This window comes from Rhizobium sp. Root1212 (genome assembly GCF_001424985.1).
Lineage (GTDB): Bacteria > Pseudomonadota > Alphaproteobacteria > Rhizobiales > Rhizobiaceae > Pararhizobium.
Genome location: NZ_LMDA01000001.1, coordinates 119,001 through 134,532 on the forward strand (window position 1 = coordinate 119,001; position 15,532 = coordinate 134,532).

Below are 15,532 nucleotides of genomic sequence, written 5' to 3' on the forward strand. Positions count from 1 at the left end.
TTTTCGTTGTGAGGCCTTTCATGAAGGGATACATCGGAAGCTTGTTTTTTTGTGCCCGATTTTCGCCACAGTGATTGAAGCCTTGATGATTGTAACAACCGCCGACCTCGCCGCCGCTTGCGAAAAGCTCGCCAGCGCCCCCTATATGACCATCGACACGGAGTTTCTGCGCGAGACCACGTTCTGGCCGCAGCTCTGCCTGATCCAGATGGCCGGTCCCGATCTCGCCGTCATCGTCGACCCGCTGGCGGACGGTATCGACCTTGCGCCGTTCTTCGAACTGATGGCCAATCCCGACGTGATCAAGGTTTTCCATGCCGCGCGGCAGGATATCGAAATCATCTACAATCTCGGCAATCTCATTCCGCATCCGATCTTCGATACGCAGGTCGCGGCCATGGTCTGCGGCTTCGGCGACAGCGTCTCCTACGACCAGCTCGTCAGCCGCATCAAGGGCGAGCATATCGACAAGTCCTCGCGCTTCACCGACTGGAGCCGGCGGCCGCTGTCGGAAAAGCAGCTCGACTATGCGCTGGCCGACGTGACGCATCTGCGCGACGTTTATCTCACCCTCAAGGAGCAGCTGGAGCGCGAGGGCCGCACGCTGTGGCTTTCCGACGAGATGGCGGTGCTGGAGGCCAAGGAAACCTACGACCTGCATCCCGACGACGCCTGGCAGAGGTTGAAGATGCGGCTTAAGAAGCCGATCGAGCTTGCCGTGCTGCAGAAGGTCGCGGCTTGGCGCGAGCGCGAGGCGCGCTCCCGCAACGTGCCGCGCGGGCGCATCATCAAGGATGACGGGCTCTATGAAATCGCCCAGCAGCAGCCCAAGGACGCCGAGGCGCTGAGCCGGTTGCGCACCATCCCGAAGGGCTGGGAACGGTCCTCTTCCGGCGCGGCCGTGATCGAGGCCGTCAATGCGGCGCTCGCCATCCCCAAGAACGAAATGCCGCGGCTGCCGAAGCAACAGCAATCGCCGGAAGGGGCTGCCGCTGCCAGCGAACTCCTGAAGGTGCTTTTGAAGCTGATCGCCGAAAAGCAGGGCGTCGCCGCCAAGATCATCGCCAACAGCGACGATCTGGAGCGCATCGCTGCCGAAGGCGACAATGCCGAGGTCGAGGCGCTAAAGGGCTGGCGGCGCGAACTCTTCGGGGAGACCGCGCTGAAGCTGATCAAGGGCGAAGTGGCCCTGCGGTTCGTGGACCGCAAGATCGAGGCCGTGGAGCTTTGATGGGTCGCTGAGGGCCGCCGACCATTCAGAATGAGCGGAAAGCGCCCTCATCCGGCCCTTCGGGCCACCTTCTCCCCGCTGGGGAGAAGGGATGACGGAGAGGCCTTTGTCCCTTAGAGGACGAAATAGCCGCTCTTCAGAATCACGGCATCGTCGAGATGGATGACGAAATCGGCGACCTTGTCGCCGTTGATGTCGCCGTAGATATAGGTGTCCGAGGCCTGCTTTTCGTAACGCAGTTCTCCGCCCTTGCCGGAGAAGCCTTTCGTATCGATGAAGGAAAACGGGTCGTTCGTCGAGGTCTTGCTGTTGGCGTCGATGGCCGACAGGTTGATCTTGTCGTCTGCCGTGAAGTCGAAAATCGTATCGCGATTGGCGGTGCTGACGGTGCTTTCCGACGTCGCCTTGAAGACGAAGACGTCCTTGCCCCCGCCACCATAGAGATCGTCCGCACCGGCACCGCCGTAGAGGGTATCGTTGCCTGCAGCACCGTTCAGCACGTCCGCCCCTGCACCACCGACAAGCATGTTGGCATTGGCATCGCCGGTCAGAGTGTCGGCGTAGTTGGAACCGGTCAGGTTTTCGATAAAGGAGAAGGTGTCGCCGAGCGCATCGTTGGTGTTGACCTTGGAGTTGGCGAGATTGGCGATGACGCCTTTTGCCGCGTCCGCATAAGAAGCCGTGTCGATACCGGCACCGCCGATGAGGGTGTCGGCACCTAAGCCGCCGATCAGCACGTCATCGCCCGCCCCGCCATCCAGACGATCGTTGCCTGCCGCGCCGTTCAGCACGTCCGCCCCATCGCCGCCGAGAAGCACGTTGACCCCGGCATTGCCTGTCAAGGTGTCGCCAAAGCGGGAGCCGGTCAGGTTTTCAATGGAGGAGAATGTATCGCCTAGGGCGTCGTTCGTGTTGAGCGAGGGCTTGGCGAGATTGGCGACGACGCCCTTTGCAGCATCGGCGTAAGAGGCCGTGTCGGTGCCGGCGCCGCCGATGAGGGTATCGGCACCCAGGCCGCCGATCAGCACGTCATTGCCCGCGCCACCATCGAGATTGTCGTTGCCGGCGAGGCCGTAGAGCACGTTGCCGTTGCCGTCGCCAACGAGCTTGTCGACGAATTTCGAACCGGAGAGACCTTCGATCGAGGAATAGGTGTCGCCCTTGGCCTCGCCGCTGTTTCCCGCGGGTGAGACAAGGCTGGCGATGACACCCGCCGTTGCGTTGACATAGGAGGCGATATCCGTGCCTGCGCCGCCGAGGAGCTTGTCGGCGCCGAGGCCGCCGATCAGCGTGTCGTTGCCGCCCCCGCCCATCAGCAGATCGGCAAATTTGGTGCCGTTGACGGTGTCGTTGCCGGCGAGGAGGAGCGAAAGGAAGACGGCGTCCTGGCCATTGAAGATGCTGTCGCCGACGGCCTTGGCCGATACGTTCAGGCCGGTGACGGAGACGGCGGCGACGTTGTCGCTGACGACCTTCAAGCCTGTGAGGGTGCCGGCGGTTATCGCCTTCACCTGACCGGACTGCACCGTGTAAGCAAAGCCGGTACCGGTGAAAAGCGAATAGTTGCTCGCATTGTCGTAGAGCTTCAGCTCGGTCGCCGATCTCTGCGAGAAGTCGTAGTCGAGGAAACCGGAGGTTTGGATGAGCGACATATCTACGCCGCCGGTGATATCGTTGAAGGTAATGACCGCCATGGGAAAAAGACCTTAAAAAATCGCCGGAACAACGGACGAGCTAGAACAACTCGACGGCGGCGACATTCAAGGATACAGCAACCGGCGCTACGTTCACGCTGGCAAATCGTCGGTCGGCGCCGACAAATAGTCGATCAACCGAAAGGACTAGTACGCCGTTTTCAGGACGTAGCGGGGGGCGGTCTTGGCGCCCGCTACTGGAACAGGAAACCGATGCGCTTGCCGGTGAGGCGGCTCAGCTGCTGCAGGCGGGCATCCAGGCGTTCGCCCTGGAATTCCGAATAGGCGGCCGGCACGATGAACTCCAGATCGAGGTCCGGGCTCTTGGCCGGGCGGATCGACAGGTTGCGCACGACGCCGGGCATGGACGCCGAGAAGAGATAGGCGACACGCAGAATGCCGCCGAGCAGCTTTGCCAGTTCGCGCAGGCGCGGCGTGGCGATGGCCGTCAGCGGGCTCGTCGCCTCATCGTCGTTCAGGCCTTCGAAGCGATAATAGTTCGCCAGCGCGATATAGGCGCGGCCGGCATGGGTGATGCCGGAAAAGGTGCTGTGGGCGATGATGTTCAGCGCCTGCAGGCCGCGGTAATCCGGGTGGGCGCGCCAGCTGATATCGGCGAGCAGGCAGGCGGCCTGGCGGTAGCGGCTTTCCTCCTCGGTTTCGGTGATGCCGAAAAAGGGCAGCATCTTGCCGCTCCAGTCGGCAAGCTCGCGGGCGTGTTCGGGCGAGCGGGCCCGCAGGATGGCCAGTTCGCCGGCGGCCGCCAGCAGCGGGTCGCGCTGTTGTACGCTTTCAGGCAGCAGAGAATAGAGGTAGCCCTCGCGCACGCCGAGAGCGGAGAAGGAAACGCGCGCCGGCTTCATCCGCACGATCGCTTCCTGCATGGCGATGGCGCCGAAGGGCAGAAGGGCGCGGCGCGCCTTGGAGATCGCGGCGTAAGCCGGCGCCTTTGGGTTTTTCGGCTCGACGACTTCGGCCAGAAGCTCCATCGTCTCGTCATAGGAGATTTCATAGCCTTGCATCATGTGCAGCGGATAGTCGCGCAATTCCATGTGCAGCTTGGCGATCGAGCGCCAGGTACCGCCGACCGCGTAGAAGGTGCGGCCTTCAGCATTCTTCAGCACCTCGACCTTGTTCATGAAGCTGCGGACGTAGGTGCGGGCCTTGATCAGCGAACCTTCGGCATGTTCCGAAAGGCGGATGCCGCCGAGCGGCAGGGTGATGCCCTTGCCGACCTTCGTGCCGAGCACATCGACAAGCTCCAGCGAGCCGCCGCCGAGGTCGCCGACGACGCCGTCCGGGTCATGATAGCCGCTGACGATGCCCATCGCCGAGAAATACGCCTCTTCCTCGCCGGTGAGGACGCGGATCTTCTGGCCGAGGATGACTTCGGCGCGGCGGATGAAATCCGGGCCGTTGGAAGCATCGCGCGCCGCCGCCGTCGCCAGAACGAAGACGGTGGAGGCGCGGGCCTGGGTGGATAGCGCCTTGAAACGGTGCAGCGCCTTCAGGGCGCGCTCGACGCTATCGGGTTCCATGCGGCCGGTGGCGTCGATGCCCTTGCCCAGGCCGCACATGACCTTTTCGTTGAAAAGGAATGCGGGCGAGCGGTTGAGGCCTTCATAGATGACCAGTCGAATCGAGTTCGAACCGATATCCACAACGGAGACGGGAGCAATTCCAGGCAGGCGTCCCTGGGCTTCAGATTCGACCATGCAATTCCAGCTTACTTTCCGCGGCCGCTTTTCCAGCCGGCTATGACTTTGGGGGCGCTCGACTTCAGGGCCTCGCCCCGGCCCGACAGGCTGGGATTGGTCATGAAATAGAGCTGGGCATTGAACGGCTCAGAATCCTTGGCGACTTCCATGCGTCGTGACGTTCCGTCAGCGAGGATTTCATAGCTTTGCTGGTTGTCGATGAGATTGGCCAGCATGATCTGCGAGAGAACCTGTTCATGCACGGTCCGGTTGGTGAGGGGCACAAGGGTCTCCACCCGCCGGTCCAGATTGCGCGGCATCATATCCGCGGAACCGATATATACAAGCGCCCGCTCCGAGGGAAGCCCGTGGCCATTGCCGAAGCAGAAGATGCGGGAGTGCTCGAGGAAGCGGCCGACGATCGATTTGACGCGGATATTGTCGGACAGGCCCGAAACCTGGGGCCGGAGGCAGCAGATGCCGCGGATGACGAGATCGATCGCCACCCCTGCCCGGCTGGCGCGGTAAAGCGCGTCGATGATGTCGGGATCGACCAGGGAATTCATCTTCATCCAGATCGCCGCCGGGCGGCCGGCGCGGGCATGGACGATCTCCTCCTCGATATGCTGGAGGATGCGCGGGCGCAGCGTGTGCGGCGAGGCGGCCAGCTGCATGCCGGCTTCCGGCTCACCGTAACCGGTGATGAAGTTGAAGATATTCGCCATGTCGTGGGCGATCAGCGGATCGCAGGTGAAGAACGACAGGTCGGTGTAGATCTTCGCGGTAACCGGGTGGTAGTTGCCGGTGCCGAGGTGGCAGTAGCTGCGCAGCTTGCCTTCTTCGCGGCGCACGACCAGCGACATCTTGGCGTGGGTCTTGAGTTCGATGAAGCCGAAGACGACCTGAACGCCGGCGCGTTCCAGGTCGCGCGCCCAGCGGATGTTGGCCTCTTCGTCGAAGCGGGCCTTGAGCTCGACCAGCGCCGTCACCGACTTGCCGGATTCGGCGGCGTCGATCAGGGCGCGCACGATCGGGCTGTCGTTGGAGGTGCGGTAGAGCGTCTGCTTTATCGCCAGAACGTCAGGATCGCGCGCAGCCTGGAGAAGGAACTGCACCACCACATCGAACGATTCGTAGGGGTGGTGGACGACCATGTCCTTTTCGCGGATGGCGGCGAAGCAATCGCCGGCGTGCTCGCGGACACGTTCGGGAAATCGGGCATTGTACGGCTCGAAGCGCAGATCGTCGCGCGGCGCCTTGGTGATTTCGGAGAGCGTGTTGAGAGCGAGAAGGCCGGGCAGCACCGCCACGCGGTTTTCGGCGACCCCCAGCTCGGAGATGACGAAACGGCGCAGTTCCAGCGGCATTTCCGAATCGATCTCGATGCGGATGACCGAGCCGCGGCGGCGGCGCTTCAGCGCGGTTTCGAAGAAGCGCACGAGGTCTTCGGCCTCTTCCTCGACTTCGATATCGCTATCTCGGATGAGGCGGAAGGTGCCGGAGCCCTTGACCTCGTAACCGGGGAACAGCTTTTCGATGAACAGGCCGACGGCGTCTTCCAGCGTGATGTAGCGGATCGTCGACTTTGCATCGGGAAGGCGGATGAAGCGGTCTAGCGCGACGGGAAGGCGAAGTAGCGCCGTCATCGGCTCGCGGCCAGTCTTGCTCGCAAGCTGCAGGCCGATGGAGAAGCCGAGGTTCGGGATGAAGGGGAACGGGTGGGCCGGGTCGATCGACAACGGCGTCAGGACAGGGAAGATCGACTGGTCGAACTCGTTTTCCAGCCAGCGGCGGTCTTCGGTCGACAGCGAGACCGGGCGGATGATGAGGATATCTTCCTTGGCGAGGTATTGCTGCAGCACGGCGAGCGAGGCTTGCTGCTCCATCTGCAGATTGTCGATTTCCTTGAGGATGGCTTCGAGCTGCTCGGCCGGCGTCTTGCCGTCGGGGCTGCGCACCATCAGACCCTGACGCACCTGGCCTTCGAGGCCGGCGACGCGCACCATGAAGAACTCATCGAGGTTGGCGGCGGAAATCGACAGGAAGCGGACACGCTCCAGCAAGGGGTGCGCGGTGTTGAGGGTTTCTTCGAGGACGCGGCGGTTGAACTGCAGCCAGGAGAATTCGCGGTTGATGAAGCGCTCGGGGCTCGTCATCAGATCGATCGCATCGGTGATCGGCGCGGCCGGGGGCGCCGCATTCGCCGCGGTGTCCGTCGTGATATCCATGGTCCCTACCCCTCTTATAGTTGGCCTCGCAGCTATCCCAGTTTGACGACAGAACTGTGACAGTCAATCGTGGAGGTGGCCGTTTCCCAGATCGCCGAGCACTTCGGCGGCAAGGGTTCTGGTGATGCGCGTGCCGCGCGCCAGCGCCAGATGATCGAGCTTTTCCACAATCTTCTGCGCCGCATCGAGCGAGCGCTCCATGCGGGCGACTATATAGGCGACGAGGCGGTCGTCGATGAACAGCTGGCGGTCGGCGAAGAGCTTGACGAGAACTTGAGCCAGAAGTTCGTCGTCGGGTTCGCCGATCTCGACCACGGTCGCGGCCTTGAGGCGCGAGCGTAGGTCGGGCAGTTCGACCGGCCAGGACATCGGCCAGAGGCGGCTGGTGATGAGCAGATGATGGCCGTGCTGGCGCACGCTGTTGATGACGTGGAACAGGGCGGTATCGTCAAAGCCACGGCGGTCGGCATCCTCGAACAGGACGGGGCCGGATGCGGCGATCTCGGAGGCATCGCTGCCGGCGGTCGGGTGGATGTCGGCCGCACCCGCCTTTTCCCGCCAGATGCTGGCAAGGTGGGATTTTCCCGAGCCGACGGGACCGGCGAGGATGACGACCGGCGACGGCCAGTGCGGCCAGTTGTCGACGATGGAGACGGCCGCACTCAGGGGATCGGAGACCAAGAGGTCGTCACGTCCCGTCTGCGGCTCGTGGCCGAAGGCCAGCGGCAATTGTTCCGATTTGCGGGTCATCCACGTCACTCCGGGCTGTTCGGCGCCGGCTCCACCTTCACCGCGTGGCCGCGGTAAAGCGCACTTTGAAGGTAGCGCCCGATGCCGAAGCGCACAAGCACGCCGATGGCGGCTGCCGCCGGCACCGCGATCAGCAGGCCGACGAAGCCGAAAAGGGCGCCGAAGGCAAGCAGCGCGAACATCAGCCAGACCGGATGCAGGCCGACGCTTTTGCCGACGAGGCGTGGCTGCAGGATATTGCCTTCCAGAAACTGGCCGGAGAAGAACACCGCGAGCACGAGGCCAATATCGACATAATCCGGCCAGAACTGAACCAGCGCGACACTGAGCGCCAGCACCAGGCCGACCATCGAGCCCACATAGGGGATGAAGCTGATCATGCCGGCGAAAAGCCCGATCAGCAGGCCGAAATTGAGGCCCACCAGCGACAGCAGGGTGCCGTAATAGAGGCCGAGGATGATGCAGAGAGAGCCCTGCCCGCGGATGAAGCCGGCAATGGTCTGGTCCATATCGCGGGCGATCTCGCGCACCGTCTCGACATGATCGCGCGGTATCCAGCTATCGACCTTCTCCACCATATGGTCCCAATCGAGCAGCATATAGAAGGCGACGACCGGGGTGACGACGAGGAGCGAGATGATATCGAGAAGTGCGACGCCGGAACTCCAGATCTGCTGGAACAGCGTAACGACGAAACCGGCGCCCTGCTCCAGGATCTTCATGGCATTCTGCTTGACGGAGCCCAGCTGGCTCGCCAGCCAATCCGGCACCAGCCGGGAATTGGCGTCGAGCAGCAGTTCCTGCAGCTTCGTCGTATAGCCCGGCACGCGCTGGATGAAATCGGCGGCCTGAGAGGCGATGATCGGGATGATGATCACGAGACCGAGCACGAAGACGACGACGAAGGCGATGAGGATGACGATGGTCGCCATCAGGCGGCTGAGGCCGAGGCGCTCCAGCCGGTCGGCGACCGGATCGAGGAAATAGGCGAGCGCCATCCCGGCCAGGAAAGGCAGGAGGATTGAGCTGAACACAGCGAGGAAGGCGACGAACAGCAGGAAGCACAGGCCCCAGAAAAGGACCTGTTTCTGCAGCCTGTTGCCGCCGCCGGAGGTGTCGTTGCCGTTCATGCCGCTTTTTTCCGCCTTTTTACGTTCGTTCAGGAGATAGGATGCAGCGGCAAGCAGGGTCAAGCCTCGCCCGGAAAACAGCCGGGCAAACCGGGCAAAACGGTGAAAAAACGGCCTTTGCCGGCCGCTGGCGCTTGCGCTTCAGCCGCACCCATGTCAATCGCAACCGGATCAAAAGCCAGTGGAGACGAAAGCCATGAGTGAGGCGGGTAAGAACGGTCTGACCTATAGCGATGCGGGGGTCGATATCGATGCCGGAAACCTGCTGGTGGAAAAGATCAAGCCGCATGTGCGCTCGACGCGCCGTCCGGGTGCCGACGGCGAGATCGGCGGCTTCGGCGGGCTGTTCGACCTGAAGGCTGCGGGCTTTACCGATCCGGTGCTGGTGGCCGCCAATGACGGCGTCGGCACGAAGCTGAAGATCGCCATCGACGCCAACAAGCACGATACGGTCGGCATCGACCTCGTGGCCATGTGCGTCAACGATCTCGTGGTGCAGGGTGCCGAGCCGCTGTTCTTCCTCGATTACTTCGCGACCGGCAAGCTTGACCCGGACCAGGGTGCGGCGATCGTCGGCGGCATCGCCGATGGCTGCCGACAGGCGGGCTGCGCGCTGATCGGCGGCGAGACGGCGGAAATGCCGGGCATGTATTCGGGCGGCGATTACGATCTTGCCGGTTTCGCCGTCGGCGCCGCAGAGCGTGGGCAGTTGCTGCCGGCGGGCGATATCGCCGAGGGCGATGTGATCCTCGGGCTCGCCTCTTCCGGCGTGCATTCCAACGGCTATTCGCTGGTGCGCAAGATCGTCGCGCTTTCCGGCCTCGGCTGGGATGCGCCCGCGCCGTTCGGTGACGGGACGCTGGCCGATCTTTTGATGACGCCGACCAAGATTTATGTGAAGCCGTTGCTCAAGGCGATCCGCGAGACGGACGCGATCAAGGCGCTGGCGCATATCACCGGCGGCGGTTTTCCCGAAAATATTCCGCGCGTGCTGCCGAAGCATCTGGCCGCCGAGATCGATCTCGACGCGGTGAAGGCGCCGGCTGTGTTTTCCTGGCTTTCCAGGACCGGTGGCGTCGAAGCCAAGGAAATGTTGCGCACCTTCAACTGCGGCGTCGGCATGATCGCCGTCGTGCCGGATGAAGAGGCCGAGAAGGTTGCGGCGGTGCTGGCGGCGGAGGGCGAAACCGTGTTCACGCTCGGCCGCATGGTGGCGCGTGAGGAAGGTGCTGCGGGCACGATCTACAAGGGCACGCTTGCCCTATGACATTAGCGACTACCCGAAAGCGTGTCGTCGTGTTCATCTCCGGCGGCGGTTCGAACATGCTGGCGCTTGCCAAGGCGACGGAAACGGCGGACTTTCCGGCGGAGATCGTCGCCGTGATTTCCGACAAGGCCGATGCCGGCGGGCTTGCCAAGGCGGAGGCCCTCGGCATCCGCACGATGAGCTTCGTGCGCAAGGATTTTGCCAGCAAGGACGCCCATGAGGCGGCGATCCTCGATGCGCTGGACGCGCTTTCACCGGATATCATCTGCCTTGCGGGCTATATGCGGCTGCTCTCCGGCAACTTCATCAGCCGGCACGAGGGCAAGATCATCAACATCCACCCTTCCCTGCTGCCGCTGTTTCCGGGGCTCGACACCCATCGGCGGGCGATCGAGGCGGGCCATGAGAGGGCAGGCTGCACCGTGCATTTCGTGACCGAAGGCATGGATGAAGGGCCGGTGATCCTGCAGGCCGAGGTTCCGGTTCTGGCCGGCGATACGCCGGAAATGCTGGCGGCGCGGGTGCTGACTGTCGAGCACCGCACCTATCCGCAGGCGCTGCGGTTGCTTGCCGAAGGCCAGGTGCGGATGGAAAATGGCAAGGCGGTGCGGGTCGGAAGCTGATCCCGCCCCATAAAGCCTATCCAAATTAGGGCGCATCTGACTGGCGCCTTGTCACTAGAAAACGAATACGTACCAATCCGCTGCAATTTCAATCAGCAGCGGATTTTCAGATATGCGTATTCTTCTCGTTTCGATTGCCTGTCTCATGGCTTCCACCGGTTCCGGCCACGCGGCGGATACGGCCGCAGCCAGCTTCGACGACGGACGCTTCAGCTTCAGCGGTTCCATCGGCCTGATGAACATCGAAGCAAAGGAATATGTCTACGAAGGCGCTCACAAGATGAGTCAGCTCGACTGGGAGAGCAAAGGCGTCGTGCTTTATAGCGGCACCGCGCTGGCCGAGCTGACGCCGGACTGGTCTGTGAAGGCGACTGTCGATATCGGCGCCAATGGCGACGGCCATATGGTCGATTACGACTGGATCGCCCCGAACTACGTCAACACCGGCATGGACGGCTGGAGCGACCGCTCCATCAGCCCGGATACCCGACTTGCCCATTACTTCGCCGGCTCCATCGAAATCGGCCGCCGTCTTTATTCGGACGAGCAGAAATCGTTCGGGATCAATGCCGGCTTCAAATATTCCGATGTGAAATGGGACGCCTATGGCGGTTCCTACATCTACAGCGCCCTCACGCCGCGCGATACGATCGGCGAATTCGACGACGGCGAGCGCGTGATCAGCTACCGGCAGAAAATTCCGGTCATTTTCGCGGGGATCGACGGCGCGACCAGTTTCGACCGCTTCACCCTATCCGGCGGCGCTAAGGGCGGCTTCACCTTCGGCATCAACGATATCGACGACCACTGGCTGCGCAGCCTGCGCTTCTATGACGACATGGATGCGGCGCCGGTGGTGATGCTGAATGTCGAAGCGGCTTACCATCTGACGGATGCGGCATCGCTCTTTGTTGCGGGCTCCTACGAAAAGGTCTTCCGCAAGCGCGGCGACATGTCTGTTACCGAGACGACCAGCGGCCTGAAGGACGGCAGCAAGGACGCCGCCGGCGCATCCTACCAAACAATGGCGGTGCGGGTTGGATTGAAGGCGAGCTTCTAGCCATTTGGGGCGGGAGCCTGTCCATACAGGTTCCCGCCCTTTACTTCCGGGGGCTCATGTCATACATTTTGTACGATAAAACCGTACAGGTGACTGACATGACCCATGCTCGACATATGCGATTTGAGCCGCCTCTTGAGCTGGAGGCGGTTTCGGAGCGTCTGGGTATTTCAAAGCGGGAACTGGCTGAGACGGCCGGCATTCCGGCTTCGACGCTGCACCGCAAGTCGCGGGCGCAGGGACCTTTCGTGACGGCGCGGATCGCCGAGATGGCGGAAATCCTGCATCGCATCGCGGGCTGGGCCGGCGGGGACCGGCAGGCTTTGGCCTGGTATCGGGCCGAGCCCCTGCCCGCCTTCGGGGGTCGCACGGCTGAAAGCATCGTCAAGAGCGGCAAGGCCTCGGCCTTGCGCGACTATCTCGATCATATTGCGCTTGGCGGCTTTGCTTGAGGCTGACGCAGACCTGCTACCGCGCCCATGATCCGCGCTGGGCCTTCAGCCCGCTTTCAGGCGAGGGAGCGGCCATTCGCGGTGCGCGATTCAATCCCAAGGATGTGCCGGCGCTTTATCTTGCACTCAGTATCGATGGAGCGGTGACAGAGGCCGCGCAAGGTTTCGGCCATCGGCTACAGCCGCTGACGATCTGCGCCTATGATGTCGATTGCGATGGGATTGCCGATCTCGGGGGCGAGACCGGGCGGGCGGCGCATGGCGTAACGCTCGAAGAAATGAGCGCCGCCTGGGCAAGCGATCTTTCGGAGGGAAAGCGGCCGGGGTCCTGGGGTGTCTATGACCGGCTGCATGGGGCGATGAACGGGATCATCGTGCCGTCCTTTGCCAATGGAGCGCGGGCGGAGTTTCACAATCTGGTGCTGTGGCGGTGGAATACGGGTGAGACGAATGCCGTGACGGTGATCGATCCGACAGGGCGGTTGCCGAAGAACCAGCGGTCCTGGGAGTAGCGGCCTCTCGCCGTGCGGGGGCGGATAGAGGTCGGAACGGCGTAGACGGCACCTCGTCCGCCCTTCGGGCACCTTCTCCCCGCAGGCGGGGAGAAGCAACAAGCGGCAGGCTCTCAGCCGCCCAGTTTCCCCTTGTTCAGCATCGCCCATTGCAGGAGCATGATCGTCTTGCCGTCGCAGATGTCGCCGGTTTCGATCATCGCCATCGCTTCCGCGAGCGGCACTTCCAGCACTTCGATATCCTCGTCCTCGTGGGCGGCACCGCCCCCCTCTTCCGCGCGCTCGGTCACGTCGATGACGGCGGCGAAGAAGTGGATGATCTCGGTGACGGCGCCGGGGGACATGAAGGACTGGAAGACCGGAAGGACGTCCTTCACCACATAGCCGGTTTCCTCGACCACCTCGCGGCGAATGGCTTCCGTCGGGTTGTCGCCGTCGAGCAGGCCGGCGGGTGTTTCGAGCAGCCAGCCTGGGTGGCCGTTGAGATGGGCGGGCATGCGGAACTGGCGCACGAGGATGACACTGTCGCGCTTCGGGTCGTAGAGCAGGATCGTCGCGCCGTTGCCGCGGTCGTAGACCTCGCGCTTCAGCGTCTTCGTCTGGCCGTTGGAGCCGGTGTAATTGAAGGTGACGTTGCGCAGGTGGTACCAGTTTTTCGAGAGCGTCTCGTCCTTGAGTATCTCGATCGCCGCATCCTTGAATTTCGTCATGCCGGGTCCTTGCGCAGCCAGATTCTGTTGTCGTGGAAGGCCGCGCCGCCATAGGGCGCGACCGCGTCGGCCCCCGTCAGAACGTTGATGCCTTCGCCATCGAGATGGGCGTCGTTGGGCCAGAGGCCTTCCGCGATGACGACACCGCGGCGGGCGCCGCCGCCGATCTTCGCATGCAGGCGGATGTCGCCTCTGGTGTTGCCCAGATGGACGATATCGCCATCGGCGATGCCGAGGCTTGCCGCGTCTTCCGGGTGGATCATCGCTTCGGGGCGGACTTCCTTCTGCACCGAAGACGGGGTCTCGGCGAAGGTGGAATTGAGGAAGGAGCGCGCCGGCGAGGTCGCGAGACGGAAGGGGTGGGTTTCGTCCGCGACTTCGATCAGATCGACGTGATCGGGGAATTCCGGCAGGTCTTGGTGCGGGCCGAAGACGCCGAGGGCTTTGGGCGGGCGGTTCGGGGCGGGTGTGCCGGTCCAGTCTGCCTTGAAGCGGAATTTTCCATCCGGGTGGCCGAAACCGTGGACGAAGTGGGCGGTGTCGAAATCGGGCTGGATATCCAGCCATTTCTCGCGCTTCAGCTCTTCGAAGCCCAGGCCGTAATTGACGAGGATGTGGCCGATATGCTCGCGCTCGGTGAGGCCGAAGCCGGGGCGGTCGGCGACGCCGAGGCGCTTTGCCAGTTCCTCGATGACGAAGAGATTGGTGCGCACCGTTGATGGCGGCTCGACGACCTTGGGGCCGAGCAGGATATGCTGGTGACCGCCGCCGCGATAGAGATCGTCATGCTCCAGGAACATGGTGGCGGGCAGCACGATATCGGCGACCTTGGCCGTATCGGTCATGAACTGCTCGTGCACGGCGACGAAGAGGTCGTCACGCAGGAAGCCCTTTTTCACCAGTCGCTGTTCGGGGGCGACGTTGACGGGGTTGGTGTTCTGGATCAGCAACGCCGTCACCGGGCCGCGGTGGCGCAGGGCCTCGGCATCGCCGGTCAGCACGCGGCCGATCTGCGACTGGTCGAGCATGCGGATATCCGGGTCGACCATCGCCGTGCCCATCAGTTCGCGCTTGTCGAAACGGAAGACGTCGTTGTTGGTGTGAAAGGCGCCGCCGCCTTCGTATTGCCAGGAGCCGAGCACGGTCGGCACCGAGGCTGCCGCGTGGATGGCGACCGCGCCGTTGCGCTGGCGGGTGAAGCCGTAGCCGAGGCGGAAATAGCTCTTCTTGGTCGTGCCGACGAGTTTGGCGAAGGCTTCGATTTCCTCCACCGACAGGCCGGTGATCGCGGAGGCCCATTCGGGGGTGCGGGTTTTCAGGTGGGCTTCGAGGCCGGCGGGATCGTCGGCGTAGCGGGCGAGATAGGCGCGGTCGGCATAGCCGTCACGGAAGGCGACGTGCATGACGGCGCAGGCCAAGGCCGCATCGGTGCCGGGCTTGAGGACGAGGCCCATATCGGCCTGCTTGACCGTCGGGTTGTCGTAGATGTCGATGACGACGATCTTGGCGCCGCGCTCTTTGCGGGCCTTGACGGCGTGGGTCATGACATTGACCTGGGTCGAGACCGCATTGGTACCCCAGATGACCACGCAATCGGACTTCGCCATCTCGCGCGGATCAGGCCCGCGCAGCGAGCCGATCGCCATGGCAAGGCCAGTCCAGGCCGGATTGGTGCAGATCGAGCCGAAGAAGCCGGAATAGCGCTTGGCATGGCGCAGGCGTTCGATCGAATCGCGCTGCACTTGGCCCATGGTGCCGGCGTAGAAATAGGGCCAGATCGCTTCGGAGCCGTGGGCCTGCTCAGCTTTCACGAAGGCATCGGCGATTTCGTCGAGGGCGGCTTCCCAGGAGATTTCCTGCCAGCGGCCATCGCCCTTGGCGCCGAGGCGGCGCCGGGGCACCATCAGGCGGCCGGGATGGTAGATGCGCTCGGAATAGCGGGCCACCTTGGCGCAGATGACGCCGGCCGTATAGGTATTGGCGGCGGAGCCACGCACGCGGCCGATGCGGCCCTCCGCCGTCAGGTCGACTTCCAATGCGCAGGCGGACGGACAGTCGTGGGGACAGACCGTGTGGCCGACGGACTTTTCTCTCTTGATGGGGGTCGCAACGTTCATGGGTTTTCTATAGGACAAGGCCAAAGGCTCTCAAAGGGCCAATCCGCATCCATATCAACAA

The 15,532-nt window shown here is 63.1% G+C and carries 13 protein-coding genes; 6 read left to right on the top strand and 7 right to left on the bottom strand.

The features are described from left to right. The first annotated feature begins 85 nt into the window (after window positions 1-85). A complete protein-coding gene (gene rnd, locus ASC86_RS00600; RefSeq protein WP_056314848.1) occupies window positions 86-1,231 on the top strand; it encodes a ribonuclease D in 1,146 nt (381 codons plus the stop codon). Window positions 1,232-1,344: 113 nt separating this feature from the next. Here the strand turns inward: rnd and ASC86_RS00605 are convergent, their stop codons facing one another. The 5 genes from ASC86_RS00605 to ASC86_RS00625 form a co-directional block, all read right to left on the bottom strand. Then, a complete protein-coding gene (locus ASC86_RS00605; RefSeq protein WP_056314850.1) occupies window positions 1,345-2,925 on the bottom strand; it encodes a calcium-binding protein in 1,581 nt (526 codons plus the stop codon). Between the two features lie 194 nt (window positions 2,926-3,119). After that, window positions 3,120-4,640, bottom strand: coding sequence for an exopolyphosphatase (ppx, locus tag ASC86_RS00610; RefSeq protein WP_056314852.1), 1,521 nt, complete (start codon window positions 4,638-4,640; stop codon window positions 3,120-3,122). An 11-nt stretch (window positions 4,641-4,651) separates the two neighbouring features. Continuing rightward, complete coding sequence (locus ASC86_RS00615) at window positions 4,652-6,778, bottom strand: RNA degradosome polyphosphate kinase (protein ID WP_244477533.1); 2,127 nt, start codon at window positions 6,776-6,778, stop codon at window positions 4,652-4,654. 135 nt (window positions 6,779-6,913) lie between these two features. Next, the gene (gene hdaA, locus ASC86_RS00620; protein WP_056314856.1) at window positions 6,914-7,600 is read right to left on the bottom strand and encodes a DnaA regulatory inactivator HdaA; all 687 of its coding nucleotides are present in this window, start codon (window positions 7,598-7,600) and stop codon (window positions 6,914-6,916) included. A gap of 5 nt (window positions 7,601-7,605) precedes the next feature. Next, entirely contained in the window at window positions 7,606-8,730 is a 1,125-nt protein-coding gene (locus ASC86_RS00625) for an AI-2E family transporter (protein WP_056318047.1), read from the bottom strand. Window positions 8,731-8,926: 196 nt separating this feature from the next. Here ASC86_RS00625 and purM point away from each other — a divergent pair, with 196 nt between their 5' ends. The 5 genes from purM (at window position 8,927) to ASC86_RS00650 (ending at window position 12,644) form a co-directional block, all read left to right on the top strand. Next, a complete protein-coding gene (gene purM / locus ASC86_RS00630) occupies window positions 8,927-9,997 on the top strand; it encodes a phosphoribosylformylglycinamidine cyclo-ligase (protein WP_056314858.1) in 1,071 nt (356 codons plus the stop codon). Continuing rightward, a complete protein-coding gene (purN, locus tag ASC86_RS00635; protein WP_056314860.1) occupies window positions 9,994-10,620 on the top strand; it encodes a phosphoribosylglycinamide formyltransferase in 627 nt (208 codons plus the stop codon). Before purM ends, purN begins: the two co-directional genes overlap by 4 nt. A 112-nt stretch (window positions 10,621-10,732) precedes the next feature. Further along, complete coding sequence (locus ASC86_RS00640; protein WP_056314862.1) at window positions 10,733-11,680, top strand: omptin family outer membrane protease; 948 nt, start codon at window positions 10,733-10,735, stop codon at window positions 11,678-11,680. 98 nt (window positions 11,681-11,778) lie between these two features. Next, window positions 11,779-12,132 (top strand): antitoxin Xre/MbcA/ParS toxin-binding domain-containing protein, encoded by a 354-nt coding sequence (locus ASC86_RS00645; protein WP_082509822.1) that lies wholly within the window; start codon window positions 11,779-11,781, stop codon window positions 12,130-12,132. Further along, entirely contained in the window at window positions 12,129-12,644 is a 516-nt protein-coding gene (locus ASC86_RS00650) for an RES domain-containing protein (protein ID WP_056314866.1), read from the top strand. The genes ASC86_RS00645 and ASC86_RS00650 overlap by 4 nt, the downstream gene beginning before the upstream one ends. A gap of 113 nt (window positions 12,645-12,757) precedes the next feature. Here ASC86_RS00650 and ASC86_RS00655 read toward each other — a convergent pair whose 3' ends face one another. Both ASC86_RS00655 and ASC86_RS00660 read right to left on the bottom strand, forming a co-directional pair. Further along, a complete protein-coding gene (locus tag ASC86_RS00655) occupies window positions 12,758-13,354 on the bottom strand; it encodes an NUDIX domain-containing protein (protein WP_056314868.1) in 597 nt (198 codons plus the stop codon). Then, window positions 13,351-15,489, bottom strand: coding sequence for a molybdopterin oxidoreductase family protein (locus ASC86_RS00660; RefSeq protein WP_056318049.1), 2,139 nt, complete (start codon window positions 15,487-15,489; stop codon window positions 13,351-13,353). The genes ASC86_RS00655 and ASC86_RS00660 overlap by 4 nt, the downstream gene beginning before the upstream one ends. Window positions 15,490-15,532: the final 43 nt, after the last annotated feature.

Coding starts and splice junctions, on each gene's coding strand:
- rnd (WP_056314848.1), top strand. CDS start 86: ATGATTGTAACAACCGCCGACCTCGCCGCCGCTTGCGAAAAGCTCGCC.
- ASC86_RS00640 (WP_056314862.1), top strand. CDS start 10,733: ATGCGTATTCTTCTCGTTTCGATTGCCTGTCTCATGGCTTCCACCGGT.
- ASC86_RS00605 (WP_056314850.1), bottom strand. CDS start 2,925: ATGGCGGTCATTACCTTCAACGATATCACCGGCGGCGTAGATATGTCG.
- hdaA (WP_056314856.1), bottom strand. CDS start 7,600: ATGACCCGCAAATCGGAACAATTGCCGCTGGCCTTCGGCCACGAGCCG.
- ASC86_RS00625 (WP_056318047.1), bottom strand. CDS start 8,730: ATGAACGGCAACGACACCTCCGGCGGCGGCAACAGGCTGCAGAAACAG.
- purN (WP_056314860.1), top strand. CDS start 9,994: ATGACATTAGCGACTACCCGAAAGCGTGTCGTCGTGTTCATCTCCGGC.
- purM (WP_056314858.1), top strand. CDS start 8,927: ATGAGTGAGGCGGGTAAGAACGGTCTGACCTATAGCGATGCGGGGGTC.
- ppx (WP_056314852.1), bottom strand. CDS start 4,640: ATGGTCGAATCTGAAGCCCAGGGACGCCTGCCTGGAATTGCTCCCGTC.
- ASC86_RS00615 (WP_244477533.1), bottom strand. CDS start 6,778: ATGACGAGCCCCGAGCGCTTCATCAACCGCGAATTCTCCTGGCTGCAG.
- ASC86_RS00645 (WP_082509822.1), top strand. CDS start 11,779: ATGACCCATGCTCGACATATGCGATTTGAGCCGCCTCTTGAGCTGGAG.
- ASC86_RS00655 (WP_056314868.1), bottom strand. CDS start 13,354: ATGACGAAATTCAAGGATGCGGCGATCGAGATACTCAAGGACGAGACG.